Raw genomic sequence first — 20,810 nt, 5'->3', positions numbered from 1 at the left:
TTTAGAAACCCATACCTTCAGGCTTGGGTATCTGCAAAGTAATTGAGCACCAGCTAGGCCAGCGCCATCTTCTATAGCGGCTATATGCCATAATTACTAGGCTATGAGCCAGCAATGCTTTAGACGCCTAGGTATTCAGCATTCTCGCGACCCCAATGGTGACATTTGTTCGCCCAGCTTTGCTCAAGAACGACATCAAAGCCACGGCTCGCATAGGGCAGCCGAAATGAAACAGCCTCAGTTCGACTTTGACCTCAAACGCGTCTCGCATCAGCACTACATAACAGGGAAAGCCGCCATCAATTTCCCCTATTCTGGGAGCAGCACAGGGGGATGGCATTTCCTTTCCTATTTTGATCGGGAATCCGGCGTAGCTAAGGTGTCATTGGCAGGCATTCATTATCCCGACACCACCGACTATCTTGGCGACCTTGGCATCATAGACGTGACTGATCGGTTAGCTGACCTTGGCTGGTCTGTGGAGGGCCAACGTTTCTTCATGGCCGATCACTACAGGGCCGCTGCGGACATGATCGTTAGATGGGCATTGAGTGAGTCCATCCACTGCAGCGTCGAGATTGATGATTGGTTCCCCTCTCGAGCTGAAAGGCAGCGACTGCTTGAGATTCTAGATACAGGAAAGTCAAAGCTTTCCGAGGTTGGTAGATTGCAAAAGGTGGAAGCTTGGCTCCGTACGCAAACCTGAAGCTCGGGTAGATAAGTATTACCCATCGCGTGCTCCACAGACCGAGCACGGCGGGCAAGCAGAGACGGTGAGTGCAGCCTTCTGGCCCCCTGTCAGCCCAGGTCGTGCTCTGCCAAAACATCGGGCAAACCTATGCGACTACCCGCACCGTTTGAGCCAGCGGTGAGATGAACTAGGCTCTGCGCATCATTCTCAAGGAAGACTGCCATGCCAGATAACTCAAACTACAGGATCGGCACGTAGACGACGAACCTCAGCGCTCTGATCATCCTCCTCAACGAGCTGTTCCTGGGGCTTGGTGTAGCGCTTAACCCAGGCATAGAGGCTGTGCACGGACACGCCCAATAGTGCAGCCACCTCCGAGACGGAAGCTGCTTTTCGGTCACTTGCTTGACCGCCTGGATTTTGAATTCTTCGGGATGACGCTGGTTGCTCATGGCACCTACTAATGGGCCTCATTTTAAGGCTTGGAGGTGTCTACGAAACTAGGGGCGATTCAAATAGACAAGAACTAATGGAGACAGAACGGTTCGCTCGACAATCATGGAACCGACTACCCTATCTGAACGCCGCCAAGCTGAGGTGATGCCCATAGCGCAAGCGGGGCGCGCCGGCCAAGGAGGGCCGGAGACGCCAGGATGGAAGTCCGCAGGATCGGGCCTCACGAGTGTGAGGCCCGATTCACGGCAGCCGTTCATCCAAGGGAGGGCGCGCAGGGCCCCTGACTCCCTCAAAGTATTCGGCGATCAGTTTTTTATGTAGGAAAAAAGCGTCCAACACTATAGCGAGGAAATAATCGCCCTTAAATTGAAAATCGACAGGAATACTGGCCTTATCTATTTTAAAGCTCTTAATCTTGTTACCTCGAATCGAAGTATCAGATTTAGAAACTCGCTGATCATACTGATCCAATGTATACAGAATGTGCTCATGATCGATATGCGTTATGACAAACCTTCCATCAACAAATTTGTACTCCAGGTGCACCAGCTGTGTCACTACTGAGTCATCCACCAATTCAAACTCGTCATTCAGCTCCTCAAAAATCAAACTTTTGGCTTGGGGATCATGAATAACGACGAGCTTATCGCCAAAATTTCCCGCAGAGTAAAATTCGGAAATCTCAGACAACCCTGAAAGTTCGAAAGACAAAACTGAGCCGTAAGCTTTCTCCTCCATGGAGGGCCTGCCATCAGTGATACTCATTACCCTGAAAGCAAGCGCCCCAATCTTTCCATCCGAATACAACTGGTGAATTGCACCTGCCAAGTTTTCTGTCAGAGACATGCTAAAAAACTTATTCAAACGGCCATCCACCACACCTCTCGCAAGGTGGTCATAGTCAAACCACATATTCATATCGAACGTGAGGAGCCCGTACTTCCCAAATTGCTTATCGTCCTGCTTAAGGTTCACACCGACACCAGAATACAGCTTTTCCAAGCACTCAGAGTGATCAGTTAGAATACTAGAAGCAAACTGTCTCGACCGCCCATACTCTGTATAAAACAACAGTAAAACTCTATAAACAACATAATATTTCGAAATGAATGACTCGACACCCACTCCAAAGTGGCATTTAACGAAACAAGTCATAACCTCTACACTAATATTGGAGTCCCGCCTATACACCTCAAGCAGCTCTTCAAACCCACCAATGTCCAGCTTTTCCATTTCCGCCTTCAGCTTAGAGTCGTCCATTCTGAAGTCTCTCCCCTGCCGGCGAGAAATTTCAATCTGAGAAAGCAAAATCTGAATATTTAAAATCAATTCCTTTCTAAACTGAGCAAATACTTCATCACCAAATTCCGTATCAGCCAACAGGTCATCCAGCCTGACCAAGTTTGCCTCGGACAGTGGATCCTGACGCCGACTCATAAGACAAATTATTTTGTGTTGACGACACTCGAGGCAATATTCAGTCTCATAAATTTCACTAACAATATCCTTAATCATGGTTTTCCTGAATATAGGATTACGAACCAACAGCAGAATCAAACTTCGAATCGCGCTCCGCCTCACCAACCCACCACACCATCCCCACCCCCATCTGCACGCTGACAAGGCTGGCCAAGGCGATGCTCGACACATCAGCAGACGGATGAGAGAAATGCAATAATGTACACTTTGCCACGCTTATCTACGAACGATCATGACACTCACAGATTCGATAGCCTCGAAAACCAGAGTGTCACCAAAGCAAACGGCTGTCGTGAACCGAGCCAGGACGGTTCACGTCAGCTTCGGGCCTGTCAGGTGTCCATCCTCACACCTATGGTCTTCCAAGCGAGACGCGCTCCGCTTGCATCTGCGTAAGCAAGTACCTTGCATATCGCTCAAGGTACACCTTAGAAAAAATGCATCATCTGCGTTATCTTCGAACCACCCTCTGAGCGCTGGATCTTCGGTGACCAATCTCCTGTTCATTTGCAGTCGCAATCAATGGCGTAGCCCCACTGCGGAAGCGATCTGGCGCCGTCGACCAGGCTTTAATGTTCGCTCGGCGGGCACCAGCCCTAATGCTCGGAAATCAGTAGGGCCTGCAGATATCCGATGGGCTGATGTGATTTTCGTAATGGAGCGCAAACATCGTCAGCGTCTGCTGGCAGACTACGCTCTGTTGCTTGAGCACAAAGCTGTCCACGTCCTGGATATCCCTGATGATTTTCAATACATGGATCCCGAGTTGGTTGAAATGCTTGAGCAAGTGGGGACGCAATACTTGGAAGCAACCGGATGAATGGGGAGAGCTTTATCTGAGTTCGCACCTCGCCCCCATTATCTCGAAGAGCTCTAATCAATCAGCCCTGTAAGCATAGGGTGAGCCCGCTACCTCACTCTGCCCCCCGGCCTCGGGCCGACTGTTTGCCCTCTGAGCAGACTACCATTTCACGCCACTGATCCTGCTGACTGGCTACTCGCTGCGCTGCTCGAATACACCGCATTTAAGGAATTAAGATGAGCCGAGGCAAAGAATTCTTCCAGGGAATGACGAAGACGCAACTGAAAGAGATGATCCAGGGAGAGATCGCAGAGGTCGATTTCGGACAAGAGTTTGAGTCCCTCATCATAGCCGACCTAATACATCAGAAGCACTACCACTGTGCAGCGCAAGATCTGCGCCCTACTCGCTTCCGAAAGCTTCACCGCCCAAGAGCAGTTTACAATTTCCAAGGCTACTTTCCGGGTCATGGCTGGCACGGAGTCTCATGGACGCAGTGCATCAACCCTCGTAACGAAATGGCTTGGTTGGATCGCGCACTCCGAGATGCAGCGCACCCTATAGTTTCGAGATACAGAGCAGCGCATCCAATGTGCGAACGCTGCGGAGAAGAACCATCAACTGAAGTCGACCATGTATCTCCCGAGTTCAACGTAATGGTCACACAGATCATTCAGACGCTCAGCGCGTCTCAGGTTGAGGAGATATTTTCCCGCTTTGACTGGCTGGAAAAAGAGCCTTTCTCGTTACCGCCGGGCCATTCTGCTTTGCAGCTCCTCAATGACGCACATCAGGCTGCAATTCTCCAGGCAGTGTGCCAGCCGTGCCATGTGCGCAACGGTAACGAACGCCGGCGCTGAGAGACTTAACCCTCGCTTTAAGGCCGATTAAAATAGCTTGCCGCATGATTTTCAGCTCCTGAAATTGCTGGCAAACGAGCCCTCTAGGAAAGCTCCGCAGGGTATAACTCATCGGCCAATCTGCTACGAATTTGAGACCAGGCATGTCAGACTGCCCCCCTTGCGTAGCCAAAATCCCAAGGACGTTTTCGCAACAAAAACGACTATGATGTCTCGGTGCATTGCCTAACAGGACGTCAAAAAGCAATGAATCTCCAGGCCCTTGGCAACAAGCTTGAACGTTACCGTATTCAGCTTCAGCGATCTGTTGACGAAGTCGCAGCCTTCACTGCCATCAACGTTGAGCGCCTGAGTAGTATCGAGAAAGGTGAGTTGGAACCTACCGGAGACGAGGTGCTCATCCTCGCAGACTACTATCAATGCGATTTCAAATTCTTCATCTCGAACGAGCAAGTCGCTCCGTTCGAACAAACTGAAACGCTCTACCGGGCGCATGGCCGGGAGTTCTCGAAAGAGGATCGCTCTGCCATTCAAGAGTTTCTGTACCTCTGCGAAACCGAAGAATTTTTAACCCAAGAGCTCCGTGGTGCTGCCAGCACCTTTGAATACAATCCGCAAGGCAGTTATTTCATTGGTCACGCAGAAGGCGCGGCAAAGGCGTTTCGCCACCAGATGGGTCATACCGACAGAGAGGTTCCCCGAGACATCTACTCCGAGTTTCGCTCAGTAGGCGTGCATGTTTTCAGGCGAAGGCTGGCCAACTCCAAAATCTCAGGCCTATTCGTGATGCACCCTGTCGCGGGTAAATGCATTTTGGTGAACTACACCGAGGACGTTTACCGACAGCGGTTCAGTGCAGCACACGAGATGGCCCACTGTATTTTTGATAGTGACCAAGGGGCAAGCGTGACTATCCCGGGAGACAAAGATATGAGGGAGGTACGGGCAAACAGGTTCGCCTCCTGCTACCTGATGCCTCCCGAAACGATTCGCTTGCTTCCCGCCCCAGCTACCTGGTCTGAAGGAGATGCCCAAGATTGGGCAAACAAGTTCCGAGTAAGTTGTGACGCGTTGGGAATAGCTTTGAAGGCTGCAAAGCGCGCTGACCTTGAAACCAGTCGACGTATCCGGGGATACCGGGTCACTCGGCAAGCCAAGATAGACCCCGAACTTCCAGAGAGCCTCACCGCCCAACAGCGATCCAGGAAAGCGGCGTTACTCGAACGAGGACTGTCCGATCACTACGTGAGGCTATGCCTAGATGCGCACAGCCAAGGCATCATAAGCCTCGGCAGGCTAGCCGAAGCTCTCCTTTGCAGCTACGGCGAACTGGCGGCACTTGCTTCTCTATATGGAAGGACAATACATGGCTATTGATCCATCGAAATTCCACAAGATCAATGTTGCCGACACCTGTTCGGTTTGGAACATTTTGTCTTCGCGCCGGCTGTATGCTGCGACTCAAGAGGCAAGCTGTGAGTTTTGCATGACGGGGTTTGTCCTATACGAATGCTTGGTCAAGCCTCGCACCTCCCCTACTGTAGCCGACCTAGAATTGAGGGAGCGCCTCAAGCAAGAGCAATCCAGGGGTAAATTTGCGTCGCACTCCTGCAGCATTGACGATCTCCAGGCCATTGCAAACCTTGAAAGCCGAAAAAAACTGGGTAAGGGCGAGCTCTCGTCAATCGCATTCGCAAGCAGAATTCGTCAAGCGTTCATCACCGATGATCGCAAAGCCAGAGCACTCTCAGAAGGCGTTGCTCAAGCGATAACACAGACAACTCCTCACATGCATTCTTGGCTCATTTTCACCAATGTCCTGACAGATGCAGATCACGATGTGGTTCTATCTCAACACATAGAGATGGGGGGTTCGCTAGCTACCCATCTAGTAACAGCCTATGGCATGGCGCTACAGTGTCGGCTGAATCTCCATGCCGCCAACAGGGCTACTGACGCTGACGCGGGGCATTGAAAAGGCACGCAGGCCGCAGTGATGGACGCACCGCGAACGCTCGTCTGGGACTCGCCCCCATGAAGCAGCCTCTGTTCGATTTTGACCTCAGACGCGTCTCGTACGAGCACTACATAACAGGTAAGGCTGCTATCAATTTCCCCATCCCAGAAGCACCCGGAGAACGTTTGAGGGGGCGATTAGGCTCCCTTAGCCAAGGCATCTCCCAGCTCCATCCAATACTGCTTAAGCGCGCCAACGTATTCACGTATGTGTGCGGGATTGACAAAGATGTCCTCACCAAGCAACGGCGTGTAGACACGTCCAGAGATAGGCCATCCGTTGGCCCGCCCGCCTATTTCGAACAGATGAGGAGCTATCTGCAATAATTCTTTGCTGCTTTTGCCTTCTCCATGCTTGATCGAGTTCGCCAGGTGCCGGAGTTCCTCAAGCTTCGGCCAACAGGCAAATTTCGTGATGTCCACATTGACGAGCCCGAGGCGTTTGCGTACTTCCTCGTGCGTATAGAGCTTACTGTTGTCTTTCTCTCGCCACCCCAGCAGCTCTTGGCGCAGAAACAGCATCACCTGCTGTTCATACAGGTGGTATAGGAAGAGCGCGCAACAATTCAAGAGCCCTTGCTCCATGCCCTTGAGCCCCATGTAGTGTGACACGGACGCATCTCTGACGGCCTCAGCTATGTCACCTTCATCCTGGTAGTCGCCGTAGTACGGCTGGCTCATAGCCTCCTTCCACAGATCGTTCTCAAGCTTTTCGCTTTCTGCCTCGATTGAGAGAAACGTTGGCTGAAGCCTCAGAAGGAACACGTCTTCGACCCTTTGGATCGCTGGGATGAAGTCGTCGCGAAAGCGCTGAAACCAGAGGTGGGAGTTGTGCATAGGCGCCATTTATCCTTCAAAAACCTATGGGTAGGTTGTGGGCATCATTTGGGATCTTCAAAATGACCCGCCCCAGCAAAATCGCCACCGTGATAACGAGCAGCAGGATGATTCATATCCATTGGTGGGAATTTAGCCTCGACCTTTTCCCGATAATCGTCGGCACTGTCCTTAGGAGTGCCGCCAAGGGACGAAGCGGTGCGATTATCCCAAAAAGATTCTCGCTTGTGCACCCAAACCCATAGGGCTCGCTCAGTAGGTTGGCATTACTGAATTTTCCACCCTCAAGCTCCGTGCTATGCAGCGTGAAGGTTTACGCGTAGCTCGCGCTGGACGCATCCGAAAATGCGGATGCCAGGACTAGCCCAAGAAGTTTATTTTTCATGACGAGATCCTAGAAGATTTTTGGCATCTTGATCGTACGGTGGCGAGAGATCACGACCGTCTACGGTTCAATCAATCTTCATGCTCAAATGCTTATTATGCTTCGCTAAAGGACGTGACGGCGCCCAAACGCCCGCCTCTGCCGCCCTGCCGCACGCCCTGATTAGTACCCCTGTCCTCAGCGCCCTGATAGTCAACCTATTCGAGCGCTGTGTTCCCAGCGGGCCTTACTGTTGGCCACAAGCAGGTGACGGTAATCAGATCTACCACAACCCCATCACAACCTAGATTCCGCTAGACAACCGAATTTAACACTGAATAACTCCCAACAAATCTACAGAGCAATGTGTACAGCTTACCTGATTAAGAAAAAAACTGGCTTGTATCTAGGCCCATATATAAATGCATTTCCATTAATCTCTCTACATTTCCGCACAGCGTCGCCCAAGCTGTCTAACGAAAACATTTGCGACGTTGATACCCGCCTCAATATTTCCCGCCCATCTAATAACGCACCTGATACGTCCTCACAATCAATTTTATTTAAATACTCACTCAGAGAGTCGTGCGATATATCTATCCAAGCTATTTCTGGATCGCAAGACAAATCCCATATTGTCCTTACCATGGGACAGCCAGCTATCGTAGGCATGCCTCTTGCCTTCATAAAACTTTCAAAACTATAAAGCTCTGGACTTATCGTCACATAAATTCCGGACAAGGAGTCTTTCTTTATTTTTGGGCGACGAGGGAAAAGCGCCAGAACTCGAAAGAAAGCATTCTGATTTTCATAGGACTTCTTACCAAACTCCCTCATCATTGCTGGAAAAACTGGCGTCACATCTTGGTAGGACTGTTTCAGGATGGCTAGCATTTAAGGAACCAAGCAATATTCCACACTATGCTCGCTCATTAAACTCGTCGCCGCGATCTTTCTTATGTGGGTCATATCAACCTCCAAACAAAAATGAAAATGACGTACATGAATTTCCCACCAAAAGCCCGAAAGTGGTTGTTTGATTATCAAAAATCCCTATATATATACTGGACTCAGTCAGCCACACTGGAGTCCTCTTTGGAGTTATTCCGCATAGGAAATTCTAATGGGATCGGTATCAAGGTCTGGTGCAGCACACTTAAGCCACTTGTTAATACCAAGCAGTTAATAACCCTACGCATGCGGAGATGTCGCCATACACAAGTGGAGCACCCAGGCCTTGGCCGAAGATGGGACGATGGAACCAGTGTTACAGCGTAGGCACGGTTCATGACAGTTGTGCGCGAAAGCGTCCCACTAGATAGGTGGTGACAGCGCCCTGCACGAGAGCGCTCCGACCTTTTCCGCCGCCTGCAGCGTCAGAACAGTGAGGATACGAATTCTGCTACCGGATCAGGTAGCAAATCTTGGGGGTGATCACCACCGAGGGTTGCCAACCCGCTGCTGCCCTTGATGATCCCTGAGCTAATGACATCGCCGGTTCGTACGTTGACCACGTCCACTTTGACTTCAACCTTGTCTGGGATCATTGACCACTCGGTGGCTCGGTCTTCCCAATGCAGAATCGTCGGAAAGATCAGGATGTCCTGATCAGTACGCTGAGCTTGGGAGACGGCATCCTCGAAGTTTTCCATCACGCCACCGATTCGTACCAATCGTGATTTGGCACTCGTGGCGTTGTAGATGATCTTCGCAGTATTTTTCCCAGAACCGTTGTAGACGTGTGTCCCATACTCACCATCTTGCGGCGTCGAGATCAGGATGCGGTCGCTAGCCGCGATGCGCGCAGACCCATTCTGTTGCGGCGTCCAGTTGTGTGAATCGGCACAGCCGGCGAGAACCAGCATAAAACCTAGAAGAGCAAAGAAGCGCATCAATAATACATCCCTGTAAAAAGGCTAACGTGTCGGAACCGTGACATTACGTCATCTGCAATTCGGCCTACCACCAACCGCAATCCGGATGGCCTTGGCTCATCCCGGATAGCGCCTTGAATTTACGTCTCCCAACGTCCGTCTTTCGAGCAGCCCACCCCAAATCCAGTGGCACCACATGCCGCAACCCGCAAGGCGGTGTTCGATCAGCAGCAACCGTTTACCTCATCAAGACCAATAAACATAGTTAAACAGTGCGTCCAACTCTGAAAGGTTCTCTAGACCCAACTGGCTTTGAACATCTCTCGCGTCTCGGCAGAATCGGGCGTAAAGCTCCGGGGTTACGTTGGTTTTCAATGGTCGGATGGGATATTGGTCGTATCCGGCAACCAGTAAGCCATTCACCGCGTTCTGGTTCATAACCGCGTAGCGCTTATTATCCAAGGCATGCAGGATCTCCGTCAGAACGTTAATGCCCGCCCGGTCGATGTCCACGAAGTGGCGATGCAAAAGTTCGAATGCTTCCCCAGGAGTGGCCCGACCGAGCTGTAACGCCTCTGCAAGAGCCCTTATAAATCGCACCGACTTCACCGATACAATGGTTTTCCCACGATGCAACCCACCGGAATGGAAATGTACAATCAAGCCTTCGTAGGCCTCCAAGAACGCTTCAGAGGTAACCTTGCCGAGCGCAGCGATCTCTCTGATGCCTCGCCTAGCCGATAGCCGATCTTTCGCTCGATAGCTTTGCTGCGCTGTGAATCCGAACCTCGTTTTATCGGCCTTCATGTCTGCGAGTCGGTCGATCAGGACATCCAAGGAAAGCAGCTCTCCCCTACCGACTTTGTCCGCACGGCGATTCGCCATCCTGCGCCATGCTTCATGGACAGCGTAGAGTTTTGCGTATTTGTCTATGCGGGGCTTCGTAGCGCGAATTAGCGAGCCATCCTCGATTAGGCTCCCGAAATACCGTTCGACCGAAGACATCAATGCCCCGTCAAGATCGTTGACTACGACTGATGCTTCGTAGTTGTTCGAAAAACCTCCAGCAGTCATGTTCGCTGAACCAACGATCACTTTATGGCCACTTAGCTCACGTACCGCATAGATTTTTGGGTGAAAAGTGTCTTCGGTATTGCTCAGATACAGTTCCAGCTTTGTCGGAGATAGTTTTTCCAACGCGAGCAATTCATAAAGGATCGCAGGATCGGTAACGAAGAGGCTCAAGCCAATCGCGACGCGAGCCGTCATGCCGCGATCAATAGCCTGCTTGAGAGGCTCCAGAATTGTCTCCCCGACCGACGATTTGGCAAATGCGACCATGCATTCCAAATGCTGAGCATCAGCAAGCAGCCCGATGATCTCGTCTCCATGACCAGTGTCATAGCCGTTAAGTAAAAGCTTTAATCCTTCTGCCATTTCATCACCCACTATCCACGCCACTGACTCGTTTTCATCAAAAATGGGGGGGGTAGATTCACGACAGCCCCCCGCGAGAACGGCCCACCAAAGCGTTGACCAAGCCCTACTTCCTCAGTCGCTTACGTCTCAGAGAGCCCGTACTGAGGATCACCAAGTATCCCCCAACGCACCTAGACTGGATTCAGTTAGTATCCTGCTCCACCGCAGCAACGGCAGTGGGAGCCTGGCCCTCCTCTTTCAGCTTCGCACGATGTCTTCGGTCTTGACCACGCTGCCGCGAAGCCTGCTGCTTCGCATGCGTAGCCTGTGTAGCAGTTACCACGCCGGCTGGTTGACCACCCAAGTCCAAACGCGGCGCGTTCTCGACCATGCTTGCCCAATACCGAGCTCCCCGGCACCAAGTAGAAATACCCAGCTTCAGCTCTTCACGGGTCAACCCGAGTAGCTCCAGATGCTGCTCAGCATCCTTGAGAATGCCTTCCCTGAGTGGAGCCTTTGGGGCCGGATTGACAGGGAACGCCAATGGAAAATGCTTCTGCAGCGGCCAGATAGCTTCCACAGCTGGATCCTTGATACGAGGCTTAGCCTGCGAGGAGGACTTACGCTTAGGCTGTTCTGCGATATCGGCCTTTTGCGGCTCTTTTTCAGCCCGCAGGCGGTCACGGAGCTCAGCTAATTGTTCAAAACCCATCGTTCTATTCACTACTCGAAGGTTGATTGCGAGATGCAAGAATATTCCATGCAGCGCGTGTGAGTATCTGAGATGGTATGTACGCTGAGCAAATATTGAGAGAGGTCAGAGTGGCAGCTCATTCATCCCAGGTAGGTAGCGTTAGCGAAAACACTGCGGCTGAGCTCTCAGCGAGAGAGGTATGCCAAGTATTGCGGGAGGTCACCTTCGAGCGACGGATGATGACCAAGGTGAGCCAGGCATCTTGGGATGAGATTTATGCGGGCTATTTCGTGGTGAGCGTCGAGGGTTGGCGGATATCGATCTACAACGACTGTGACACGCTCGACTACTGCGAAGAGTGCATCAGCTCTGATGGGCGACGCTGGTCGTTTGACTCTGGAGATCGCTTTGGTACTGACCCAATAGCGTTGCTCAGCACTTGGCAACATCAGACGCTTGAGCGTCTCCTGAAAGCGCTCTAGGGAGCCAAGTTCGAACGGGCCTCTACGAGGACGGCTGTCGTAAACCAAGCCTCGATGTTGCCGAGTCTTGGCCCTGTGGGCTTCCATCCTCCCGCCTGCGCGCTCCGCTTGCTACTGACCCCAAGTCACCCTTCCAAGAGATTTGTGGCCCAATAGCTTCGACGTAATTTGGACGTGCTGCTTGGATGGAAGTGAGTTGTGCATACCTGCCCTCGTACCCCCGCAGCCCGCTGATGGACAGTTCTAGGGGACGGAGGCGATAAAAGTTAAATGGAGCACCCCTGTCGAAACGTCCTTTTCCTTACTCAGCGGCGAAATAGACGGTCTAGAACCAGCAGAGCAATTGCACCAATCGCGATTGCAGCAACTGGTTTCTCTTTAACGAACGTGGATACGCTGTCCAGGGCATCGCCATAGGTTTGAGTCAGCTGACCGGCAGCTTGGCGTCCCGCACCTTCGGCTTCCAGCTTCGAATCACAAAGCAGTTTTCCGACTGCGTTTTGGGCTTTACCGGCAACCTTTTCTACAACGCCTTCTACCTGCTCACTTCTCATGATTGATTAAACCTTCGTATAAGTTGGAAGCTCAGAATGAGTGAACTGCGATGGCTACCATCCGATAGCCATCCCAGCGAAACGGTGTTACCGCCTAGAACTACTTTTTGTCTACGGCGTCTTTGACCTTGCCAGCCACTTGCTGTGCTTCACCTTTCTTTTCTTGGATGGCACCTTCGACCTGTAGCTTCTCATTGCCTGTGACTTTGCCGACACCTTGCTTCACGTTACCGATAGCTTCGTTGGCCAGGCCTTTGATTTTGTCTGAAGTACCACTCATGGCTGTCTCCCGGTTAGGAATAGGTGTCCTATCTGGACAGAAAAATTGACTGACGACTGCGACCGGGAGTTCCACGGTTGACGACTACCACTCGTCGCCGGACCTTCGAGTGCTATCTGGAAACAGATACATCGCTGTTCGGATGGAGAAACAATTTCTTGCTGTCCAAGCTATCAAAACAGCATGATCGCCCTACTGCCCTCAGCGATGCATAATCAGATGCCCCACATTCCTGCCCCCTTTCCTCCGAACGAGGATGAAAGAGCCCTGTCGCTAGAGCATCTCGGGGTGCTGGACTCAGCTCCGGAAAAAGAATTCGACGATATCGTCGTGCTCGCGAGCACCTTGTGTGAAGTACCGGTCGCGCTGGTTTCTCTGGTGGATAGAGAACGTCAGTGGTTCAAGGCGTGCGTCGGGCTGGACGTGAGGGAGACGCATCGGGATCTGGCGTTTTGCGCGCACGCGATCCTGGCTCCCGCCGATGTGTTGACTGTCGAAGATGCCAGACTCGACCCGCGCTTTGAACACAGCGCGCTGGTGCTTGGCCCGCCCTACATTCGCTTTTACGCGGGAGCTCCTATCATTGACGATACGGGGCACGCTCTGGGTACGGTGTGCGTGATTGATACCAAGCCGCGAACCCTGACAGCACCACAGCGCACGGCATTGTTGGCATTGGCGAGACAGACCGCTTCGTTGTTGCAATTGCGCCTGCTCAGACATCAAATAGAGCGGCGAGCAGAAATGCTTGAACAAGAACTGGCTCAGGCGAATGCACTTAATCAAGTGGCCGAAGAGTCACTGCGTCACGCCAAGCGTATCTCCTCCTTGGGAATGGTCACGGCCAGTATTGCGCACGACTTCAACAATATTCTTCAAGCGCTAAGCGCAAGTTTGCAGATGATCCGCTTGCGCGCCAGACGACCAAAAGATGTCGAGCAATTTAGTGATACCGGATTGCAGACGGTCGAACAGGGACGGCAGTTGGTCAATCATCTGCTTTCTTGTGTTCGACTCGACAGCCCAAATTTGGTGTGCGTTGACGTTAATGCTCGACTTGATGCAATGCGCGATGTGTTGTCTCGCACCGCGACCGAAAGTGTTGAGCTGACTTTCGACCTGTCAGCCCCCGACACCGCAGTGATGTGTGAAGAAGCCCAGTTGAATGCAGCTGTCTTGAACCTTCTCACAAATGCCAGGGATGCGCTCGGGCCAGCAGGAAGTATCTGCATTTCAACGCGACTGATGCGGGTTGATGATGACGTAACACTGGCTGGAGGCAATTACGTCGTGCTCAGCGTCACTGATACCGGGCCAGGTATACCAGATGACCTGGCGGCTAAAATTTTTGATCCTTTTTTCACCACAAAGGAAAGAGGAAAAGGTACGGGCTTGGGCTTATCGCAAGTCCGTAAGTTCGCAGAGAACGCTGGGGGCACGGTCATGGTGGATAATGCACCCGACAAGGGAACAGTCGTATCTTTGTACTTGAAATCATTGGGTCGAATCGACTCTGCGATTATTCCCACATAATCATCGTGGCTTAAGTAACCTTCTTGACATGATTTGCCTGTATGCCGGCCTGATACGCTGTTGTTCCGTAAGTGTATGGCCAATACAGGTTGTGCGACCAACGGGCTGATCCGTAGATGTTAGAATCAGTGGCAAGTCTGACCTAACGCGGGCGCGCATTGGGCGTTTTGGGACGTCAACCTTGGATAACCAGACGGGCCGGAAGGTGCAGTAATGTTTCTTAGTCTTGAAGTTCGCAGCTATGAGAGGGAAGACCGTCACCACCACCACGAGCATGCTCAATTGGTACTGCCGATTCGTGGCGAAATGGAAATTGACGTAAACGGTCGCGGCGGCTGCATTGATCAGTCATTGGCAGCGCTTGTGACACCTGGCTCGATCCATTCGCAGCAGACTAACCTTGATAGCCGTTTTTTAGTTTTGGACTGTGCGCCGACGATTATGGAAACGCTCCAGATCGAGCGTCTTGCTCAGAAAATATATGTGCCCATTTCCCCCGCTACTCGTCGGCTTATAGAGTTCGCTGAGCTAATCGGCAATGCACAATTGTCCATCGCGGCCTCCCAATTGGGGCCTCTGCTTTTATCGTCTCTAAATCCGGATATCTCCCGCTTTCCAGACCCCATGAAGCAGTTGATCGCTCGTATTCAGGCGGATCCTGGAGCGAACTGGAGCAATGAAAGCATGGCTCAAGTAGCAAAAATGAGCATGAGTCAGATGCACCAACGTTTCCGGCTAATGTTCGAGATGAGTCCTCAAGTTTGGTTGACTGATTTACGCCTGCAAGAAGCTCAACGATGGTTGCGTGGAACCTCATTGACCATATCCGAGATTGCCTTGCGTGCCGGCTTTAGCGACCAGGCATCGCTGACCCGTGCCATGCAGCGCGTGAGGGCCACGACCCCGGCGGTTTATCGTAAAACGCAAAAACAGTCTGGGTAAAAAATCCCGCAGTTACCGACAATACTCCCCGAATCAGTTGCTCCAGACTTTACCCATAACGCTTTGGAGCGGGGATGAAATGCTTGCTGATCGATTACTGCTAAAGGGCATTGTCTACGGAGTTTGCGCGGGCCTGTGTTGGGGAGTGATCTTCCTCGGCCCCCAGCTCACCCCGGGGCTGAGCGGCCTGCAATTCGCCGTTCTGAGATTTCTCTGCTACGGCGCGATTTCGGTGGCCTTGCTTATGCCCCGCTGGAGGCGCGTTTGCGCCAATCTCACTACCGCCGACTGGAAGTCACTCTTCTGGCTTAGCCTGATTGGGAACCTCATTTACTACACGCTAGTGGGCACCGGTGTGCAGTTGGTTGGCATTGCCACAACGTCTCTGATCGTCGGACTCATTCCGGTGTTCGTCACGCTGGCAGGTCGTCATGACGTCAACGCAATTTCTTTGCGCAAGCTAACTCCCTCGCTGTTCTGCGCTGTGGGCGGGGTCGTACTCATCAGCTGGCACGCACTGATCAACGGCGACAAGCCAGATATACTGACAAACGTGGCCGGAATTCTATGCGCAGCGGGCGCGTTAGTGACATGGAGTTGGTTCGCAGTGAGCAACGCTCGGCGGCTGGCTCAGGTAACCAGCGTTTCCGCCCATGACTGGGCACTGCTGACAGGGGTCATGACTGGCGCTCAGTCACTGCTTTTGGCGGTACCTGTCCTGGGCTGGCAGGTCGGAACGCATGACAACTCCGAATGGCTACACTTTGTCATGGTAGCCGGTGGCGTAGCGTTTTTATCTTCGGTTGTGGGTAATGCGTGCTGGAATCAGGCGAGCCGACTTCTACCACTGGCACTAAGCGGACAAGTGCTCGTGATTGAGACGTTAGCGGCGCTGGTTTTTGGATTTCTATGGGAGCATCGGCTGCCCGACTCACATGAAATTGCGGCGATTGCACTTCTGGTCACCGGTGTCTTGTGGTGTCTGAATTGTCATCGTACTCCCCGTCACTCTCCGGCTGTTTAACTCGTACAGAGATGCTATAGCGACAGGAATACTGACTACCCCTACCAGTTGTGATTAATTGGTCACCCACTATGCGGTAGCAACTGATCGATCTCACTCGCCCGGTGCGTCGGTAGGCGCGTGAGAACATCCTTCAGATACGCATATGGATCATAACCATTCAGCCGCGCAGACGGGATCAAGGTCATGATTGCCGCCGCCCGTTTGCCGCTGCGCAGTGATCCAGCGAAGAGCCAGTTTTCGCGCCCAAGAGCCCATGGCCTGATTTGGTTTTCGGCCCAATGGTTGTCAATGGGTACTGCCCCGTCATCGATGTAGCGTGATAGCGCTGCCCAGCGTTTCAGGCTGTAATCGAGTGCCCTGCTGATGGCTGAGCCTTCGGGCACCAGATCGCGCTGGGCGCTCATCCAGGCATGGAGCATGTTCATCACCCGTACAGCTTTTTCTTGTCGTATTCGACGCCTTAAATCCGGCTCCAGATCGCGGACTTCGCTTTCGATTTCGTACAGAAACTGGATATAACGCAGGGCTTACTCGGAAGATGGATAGGTCGCAGAGCACACCCGCGAGTATTACCCAGGGGTGACCGTCCCACTTGGCGTCCACAAACTCTCCCTCGTAGGTTGCCCCTGGAATGTTCCCCCTGCATTCGAAAGCATACTGGCCGTTATCAGCAGGTCACGGGTCATGCAGAGTGAATGCCTTCCGCAGAATGCTGCTCCCATGGTGGGCATGGTGACCAAGCCTCCACGAGCTTATCGATGAAGAGTCGAATTTTTGGAGAGAGGTGCCGCTTGCTAGGGTAGATCACCCGGATAGGCTCTGCGGCCTCTGCATACCCAGCGAGCAATTGAACAAGCTTGCCGCTCCTCAAATCGTCGTTCACCACGTAGGAAGGAAGAGTCGCGATGCCCAGGCCAGCTACAGCTGACTGGTGTAATGACTCAGCACTGTCCATCTGTAGCCTTCCACCATGAGTAACGGACACAGAGCTACCATTCACGCGAAAATTCCAAGGAAGCAATCTCCCACCACTCACGAAATGCAGGCACTGGTGCTCGGATAAATCCTCCGGCGTTTTAGGCTCGGCGTGCTCAGCCAAATATTTGGGGGAAGCGCAGGTAATCATTTGTTGGTAGGCCACAGTGCGCGTTAACAACCGAGAATCTTCCTTCGGTGGCCCGATGCGCATGGCCAAATCAAATCCCTCATCGATCAAATCGACCAGCCTGTCAGAAAAGGTGATATCCACGCTAAGGGAGGGCCAATCCTTAAGGCAGCACTCAATGTGCTGAAGGACATGAAGTCTGCCCAGCGCAACCGGCAGACTCATCCGCAGTCGCCCACTGGGTGTCGAACGACGAAACGCAAGGGCATCCTCCACGTCGTCCAGATCCTGAAGAACGCCCACGCAGCGCTCATACAGAACCTGGCCGTCATCCGTCATGCTTAAACTGCGCGTAGTGCGATTCAGTAAACGTACCTGTAAACGAGCCTCGAGCCTGACTATCGACTTCCCCACTGCAGAGCGCGTAAGGCCAAGCTGTTTTGCCGCTGCAGTGAAGCTTCCAGCGTTTACCGAGCTCACAAACGCGGCAATATCATTCAGGTTATGGAGTTCCATACGGCCTCGATGGTCTCAACGTTCGGGCGGCTTAGCACCTGTTATGGGGAACCCTATTCCCCAATACTAAGCATAGCATCTCAATTAGCTAATCCACTCCCAACGATCAATTGAGGTCATTATGAACACTAAAGTCCAAGCAGCCGTCCAAACCTGGGCCAATAGCCTTAGCGATCTGGTACCCGTTCTTAAGGGAATCGATACCACAACAAAAATGAGCGACATCCGCGACTCTTACGCAAAAATGCTCGCGCAAAATCCAGCGCCAGCTGGCGTTAAATTCGAAGCAGTCGACATGGGTGGCGTACCCGGCACACTGGTTACTCCGGACGAGATCAAAACCGACGCGGTCGTGATGTACATACACGGCGGCGCCTACATAGTAGGACGTCCAGACGGCTACCACGGTATCGGCGGCAACTACGCGAAAATGCTTGGTGCTCGTGTGTACATGCCGGACTACCGCCTCGCTCCTGAGCACAAGTTCCCAGCATCAATTGACGACACATTGCGCGCTTACGAATGGTTGCTTGAGCAGAAAATCCCGGCTAACAAAATTGCGTTCTCTGGCGAGTCGGCTGGCGGCGCAATGGTTGTAAGCGTCATGGTCGCGGCTAAATCGAAAGGGCTTCCATTGCCTGCGGTTGGCTCCTCCATCTCACCATGGGCGAACCTTGAACACACCGGTGCTTCCATGAGCAACCGCGAAGGTCTGGATCCTCTGAACTCCAAGCCTGTCTTGGACATCCTCGCCAGAGCATTCCTAGGCGACACATTGGCTAATCATCCTCTGGCCTCGCCTGTGTTCGCGGACGTCACCGGTCTTCCACCAATCTTGGTGCAGATCGGCGAGAACGAGCTGATGTTGAGTGATGCAATGCGCCTTGCAACTCACCTGGCTGATAACCGCGTTCGCGTGAACCTAGAAGTATGGCCTGCGATGTTCCACGCCTGGCACTTCTACGCCACCATGCTGCCAGAAGGTCAGCAGGCTATGGAGAGTTCCGTTCGCTTCATCGAGGCTGCCTTGGCCGACGCTAACCGCTAAAACGCAGAACAACCGCGATAGCTTTGTGGCTGTCGCAGTGCTACACGTCCCAACCATCAAGCCGCTAGATGAGCAAACCATCTTGGCTGAAGCCCGAAAGTCCGGACGTTTGGTAGTCACAGCCGAAAACAGCTCGATTATCGGTGGACTCGGCGAGGCTGTTGCAGGGTTACTTCTGCGTAACGGCGTAACTCCTACCTTCCGGCAAATCGCTTTACCCGACGCATTCCTGGAGGCGGGCGCACTGCCGACGCTACATGATCGGTATGGCATCTCAACAGCAGCTGTATGTGCGCAAATCAAAGCTTGGCTGTAGGCCTCTGTGCAAGGCGCCTTAGTTTGAGGCGCCTTTTGCAAGGTTACATTGCGTGGCATAGGAAAATGCTCAACTACATAATCCGTTCCTGCAGCCTTTTAATTACCGGCGCGGAAATCTGGTAGCTGACGATGCTACACGACAGAAAATCACAACGTACAAGGGATACAACAGCATCAGGTATCTTTCGACCAACGAGGAGCGAGAGAGCAAACGCGTTAGTTTTTTTAAGCACCAAAAAAAAGGGCCCTCCCGGGCCCATTTATTCGAGCGCTAAAACTACTTGTTGAGCCAGGACTCAACAGTCGCCGCGCCGTGATCACTTTTCCACTGTTTCAAGCCTCTGTGATTACCACCTTTCGTCTCAATGGTTTCACCGGTGTGTGGGTTCTTATAAACCTTCACCTGGCGGGCCTTGCGTTTGGCTTTAGGCTCGGATACTGGAGCGCGACGACCTGCTTGTGGATCAAGCAGATTGATCACGTCTTTCAGGCTGTAGCCGTATTTTGCGAGCAAATCGCGCAGCTTCGTTTCGAATTCAATTTCTTTCTTAAGACCAGCGTTGCCCTTCAGGGCCTCAAGCGCTTGAAGCTGTTCGGCGAGATGTTTTTCAAGCTGGCGAAATTCTGCGAGTTTAGACATGGGAGTTTCCTGAGCAATTAGTATTTTCACGTTACAACAGAATAGACACTCGGATGAAGCAGAAGTATCAGTGTTCCTTAGCATCGTTGTCATATAGACCATTAGACAGGGGAAGCACTCCGCAAGAGATCGAGAGTTTTAAAAGATCTCTGCCCCTGATTCGCATAACCTTCGTGCTGGCTTCGGGCCGGTATCATCAGGCGCATACGATCAATAAGGACGTGCAGGAGAATGCTTATGCTGATTCACGAGGCTGATACGTTGAGCTCGTTGCTTGCTGAACAAGAGGCCGTGAAGGCCGCTAGAAAGAAGTACAAGTATGTGGACGTCGTCTAGGTAAAGTCGATGTAGCCGCGCCTAGGCTCGCTCTCCCGTCAAGGCTCTTAATAAGTGGCTTCAACTCTGCGGGTACGCGGTTGGAGACACAGAGGGCCAGAGAGATTGACCAATTGCTATTGCATAAATGAGCACAGGCCCCCTAACACACTGTGAGCCACATTCAGTCAGACGCGTCTGAGTCTATAGGTGCCGATGCAGGTATTTGCCATGCGGGTTTTTTGCCATCCTGACTGTCGAAAATACGCCGCGCCTTGCGGAAATCGTCAACATTCTCGACAACCCAAGTCCAGATAGGTGACATGCGGATCAACAGTCCCATACCCAAGGGCGTGAGCTCATACTCGACACGTGGCGGAATCTCACCGAACTCCCGCCGAGCCACTAGGCCATCCCGCTCCATGGAGCGTAGCGTCTTAGTTAACATCCGCTGAGTAACCCCAGTCATCTGCCTTTTTATTTCGGCATGGCGCATGGTGCCGTACTGAATCGCCCCGGGTTTCGTAGACACCTCCATGCCTTAAACTGAGGCCAATC

At 52.3% G+C, this 20,810-nt stretch carries 20 protein-coding genes and 4 pseudogenes; 11 read left to right on the top strand and 13 right to left on the bottom strand.

Going from position 1 to position 20,810, the window contains the following annotated elements; all coding sequences use genetic code 11:
- The first annotated feature begins 226 nt into the window (after positions 1-226).
- Positions 227-706, top strand: coding sequence for a hypothetical protein (locus E4O97_RS10660; RefSeq protein WP_248161337.1), 480 nt, complete (start codon positions 227-229; stop codon positions 704-706).
- A gap of 231 nt (positions 707-937) precedes the next feature.
- Here E4O97_RS10660 and E4O97_RS10655 read toward each other — a convergent pair.
- Positions 938-1,143: pseudogene (locus E4O97_RS10655) on the bottom strand (transposase); the annotation flags it as partial.
- A 244-nt stretch (positions 1,144-1,387) separates the two neighbouring features.
- Positions 1,388-2,662 (bottom strand): hypothetical protein, encoded by a 1,275-nt coding sequence (locus E4O97_RS10650; RefSeq protein WP_248161336.1) that lies wholly within the window; start codon positions 2,660-2,662, stop codon positions 1,388-1,390.
- A gap of 451 nt (positions 2,663-3,113) precedes the next feature.
- Between E4O97_RS10650 and E4O97_RS10645 the strand changes: the two genes are divergently transcribed.
- The 4 genes from E4O97_RS10645 to E4O97_RS10630 all read left to right on the top strand — a co-directional run bounded on the left by E4O97_RS10645 (position 3,114) and on the right by E4O97_RS10630 (position 6,263).
- Entirely contained in the window at positions 3,114-3,446 is a 333-nt protein-coding gene (locus tag E4O97_RS10645) for a phosphotyrosine protein phosphatase (RefSeq protein WP_181640132.1), read from the top strand.
- Between the two features lie 218 nt (positions 3,447-3,664).
- Positions 3,665-4,288 carry a hypothetical protein gene (locus E4O97_RS10640; RefSeq protein WP_181640133.1) on the top strand — a complete coding sequence of 208 codons (624 nt, stop codon included), beginning with the start codon at positions 3,665-3,667 and terminating at the stop codon, positions 4,286-4,288.
- A gap of 246 nt (positions 4,289-4,534) precedes the next feature.
- Positions 4,535-5,665 (top strand): XRE family transcriptional regulator, encoded by a 1,131-nt coding sequence (locus tag E4O97_RS10635; RefSeq protein WP_181640134.1) that lies wholly within the window; start codon positions 4,535-4,537, stop codon positions 5,663-5,665.
- Positions 5,655-6,263, top strand: a complete 609-nt coding sequence (locus E4O97_RS10630; protein ID WP_248161335.1) for a hypothetical protein — start codon at positions 5,655-5,657, stop codon at positions 6,261-6,263. Before E4O97_RS10635 ends, E4O97_RS10630 begins: the two co-directional genes overlap by 11 nt.
- A 179-nt stretch (positions 6,264-6,442) precedes the next feature.
- On the opposite strand, the gene E4O97_RS10625 is transcribed toward E4O97_RS10630, so the two are convergent.
- The 5 genes from E4O97_RS10625 to E4O97_RS10605 form a co-directional block, all read right to left on the bottom strand.
- On the bottom strand, positions 6,443-7,141 hold the full coding sequence (locus tag E4O97_RS10625; protein WP_111452870.1) for a hypothetical protein: 699 nt from the start codon (positions 7,139-7,141) through the stop codon (positions 6,443-6,445).
- Between the two features lie 739 nt (positions 7,142-7,880).
- Positions 7,881-8,399, bottom strand: a complete 519-nt coding sequence (locus E4O97_RS10620; RefSeq protein WP_133257351.1) for a hypothetical protein — start codon at positions 8,397-8,399, stop codon at positions 7,881-7,883.
- 482 nt (positions 8,400-8,881) lie between these two features.
- On the bottom strand, positions 8,882-9,397 hold the full coding sequence (locus E4O97_RS10615; RefSeq protein ID WP_056859817.1) for a DUF4823 domain-containing protein: 516 nt from the start codon (positions 9,395-9,397) through the stop codon (positions 8,882-8,884).
- Positions 9,398-9,625: 228 nt separating this feature from the next.
- Entirely contained in the window at positions 9,626-10,828 is a 1,203-nt protein-coding gene (locus E4O97_RS10610; protein WP_236708839.1) for a phospholipase D family protein, read from the bottom strand.
- Positions 10,829-11,000: 172 nt separating this feature from the next.
- Positions 11,001-11,510: a ProQ/FinO family protein gene (locus E4O97_RS10605; RefSeq protein ID WP_248161357.1), complete on the bottom strand. Its 510-nt coding sequence runs from the start codon at positions 11,508-11,510 to the stop codon at positions 11,001-11,003.
- A 218-nt stretch (positions 11,511-11,728) separates the two neighbouring features.
- On the opposite strand from E4O97_RS10605, the gene E4O97_RS10600 reads away from it, so the two are divergent.
- Positions 11,729-11,974, top strand: coding sequence for a hypothetical protein (locus E4O97_RS10600; RefSeq protein WP_248161334.1), 246 nt, complete (start codon positions 11,729-11,731; stop codon positions 11,972-11,974).
- Between the two features lie 305 nt (positions 11,975-12,279).
- Here the strand turns inward: E4O97_RS10600 and E4O97_RS10595 are convergent, their stop codons facing one another.
- Both E4O97_RS10595 and E4O97_RS10590 read right to left on the bottom strand, forming a co-directional pair.
- Positions 12,280-12,528 carry a CsbD family protein gene (locus tag E4O97_RS10595; protein WP_056859814.1) on the bottom strand — a complete coding sequence of 83 codons (249 nt, stop codon included), beginning with the start codon at positions 12,526-12,528 and terminating at the stop codon, positions 12,280-12,282.
- Positions 12,529-12,628: 100 nt separating this feature from the next.
- Positions 12,629-12,808, bottom strand: a complete 180-nt coding sequence (locus E4O97_RS10590) for a CsbD family protein (protein WP_003191424.1) — start codon at positions 12,806-12,808, stop codon at positions 12,629-12,631.
- Positions 12,809-13,027: 219 nt separating this feature from the next.
- Here E4O97_RS10590 and E4O97_RS10585 point away from each other — a divergent pair, with 219 nt between their 5' ends.
- The 3 genes from E4O97_RS10585 to E4O97_RS10575 all read left to right on the top strand — a co-directional run bounded on the left by E4O97_RS10585 (position 13,028) and on the right by E4O97_RS10575 (position 16,307).
- Complete coding sequence (locus E4O97_RS10585) at positions 13,028-14,341, top strand: ATP-binding protein (RefSeq protein WP_248161356.1); 1,314 nt, start codon at positions 13,028-13,030, stop codon at positions 14,339-14,341.
- Between the two features lie 213 nt (positions 14,342-14,554).
- On the top strand, positions 14,555-15,283 hold the full coding sequence (locus tag E4O97_RS10580; RefSeq protein ID WP_098466033.1) for an AraC family transcriptional regulator: 729 nt from the start codon (positions 14,555-14,557) through the stop codon (positions 15,281-15,283).
- Between the two features lie 79 nt (positions 15,284-15,362).
- Positions 15,363-16,307, top strand: a complete 945-nt coding sequence (locus E4O97_RS10575) for a DMT family transporter (protein WP_248161332.1) — start codon at positions 15,363-15,365, stop codon at positions 16,305-16,307.
- A gap of 62 nt (positions 16,308-16,369) precedes the next feature.
- Here the strand turns inward: E4O97_RS10575 and E4O97_RS10570 are convergent.
- A pseudogene (locus tag E4O97_RS10570) lies at positions 16,370-16,846 on the bottom strand (transposase); the annotation flags it as partial.
- A 146-nt stretch (positions 16,847-16,992) separates the two neighbouring features.
- A complete protein-coding gene (locus E4O97_RS10565; RefSeq protein ID WP_027620513.1) occupies positions 16,993-17,931 on the bottom strand; it encodes a LysR family transcriptional regulator in 939 nt (312 codons plus the stop codon).
- A gap of 121 nt (positions 17,932-18,052) precedes the next feature.
- Here E4O97_RS10565 and E4O97_RS10560 point away from each other — a divergent pair, with 121 nt between their 5' ends.
- Both E4O97_RS10560 and E4O97_RS10555 read left to right on the top strand, forming a co-directional pair.
- Complete coding sequence (locus tag E4O97_RS10560; RefSeq protein ID WP_174245060.1) at positions 18,053-18,979, top strand: alpha/beta hydrolase; 927 nt, start codon at positions 18,053-18,055, stop codon at positions 18,977-18,979.
- Positions 18,980-19,010: 31 nt separating this feature from the next.
- Positions 19,011-19,295, top strand: a pseudogene (locus E4O97_RS10555) (transketolase C-terminal domain-containing protein); the annotation flags it as partial.
- 279 nt (positions 19,296-19,574) lie between these two features.
- Here E4O97_RS10555 and E4O97_RS10550 read toward each other — a convergent pair.
- On the bottom strand, positions 19,575-19,937 hold the full coding sequence (locus tag E4O97_RS10550; RefSeq protein ID WP_248161330.1) for a histone-like nucleoid-structuring protein, MvaT/MvaU family: 363 nt from the start codon (positions 19,935-19,937) through the stop codon (positions 19,575-19,577).
- 499 nt (positions 19,938-20,436) lie between these two features.
- Positions 20,437-20,757 (bottom strand): annotated as a pseudogene (locus E4O97_RS10545) (helix-turn-helix domain-containing protein); the annotation flags it as partial.
- Between the last annotated feature and the right edge of the window lie 53 nt (positions 20,758-20,810).

Origin of the sequence: Pseudomonas sp. W15Feb34, from assembly GCF_023127765.1 — a bacterium.
Classification (GTDB): Bacteria; Pseudomonadota; Gammaproteobacteria; order Pseudomonadales; family Pseudomonadaceae; genus Aquipseudomonas; species Aquipseudomonas synxantha_A.
Note: the sequence above shows the minus strand (reverse complement) of the source record. Positions and strands in the feature narration are given on the sequence as shown.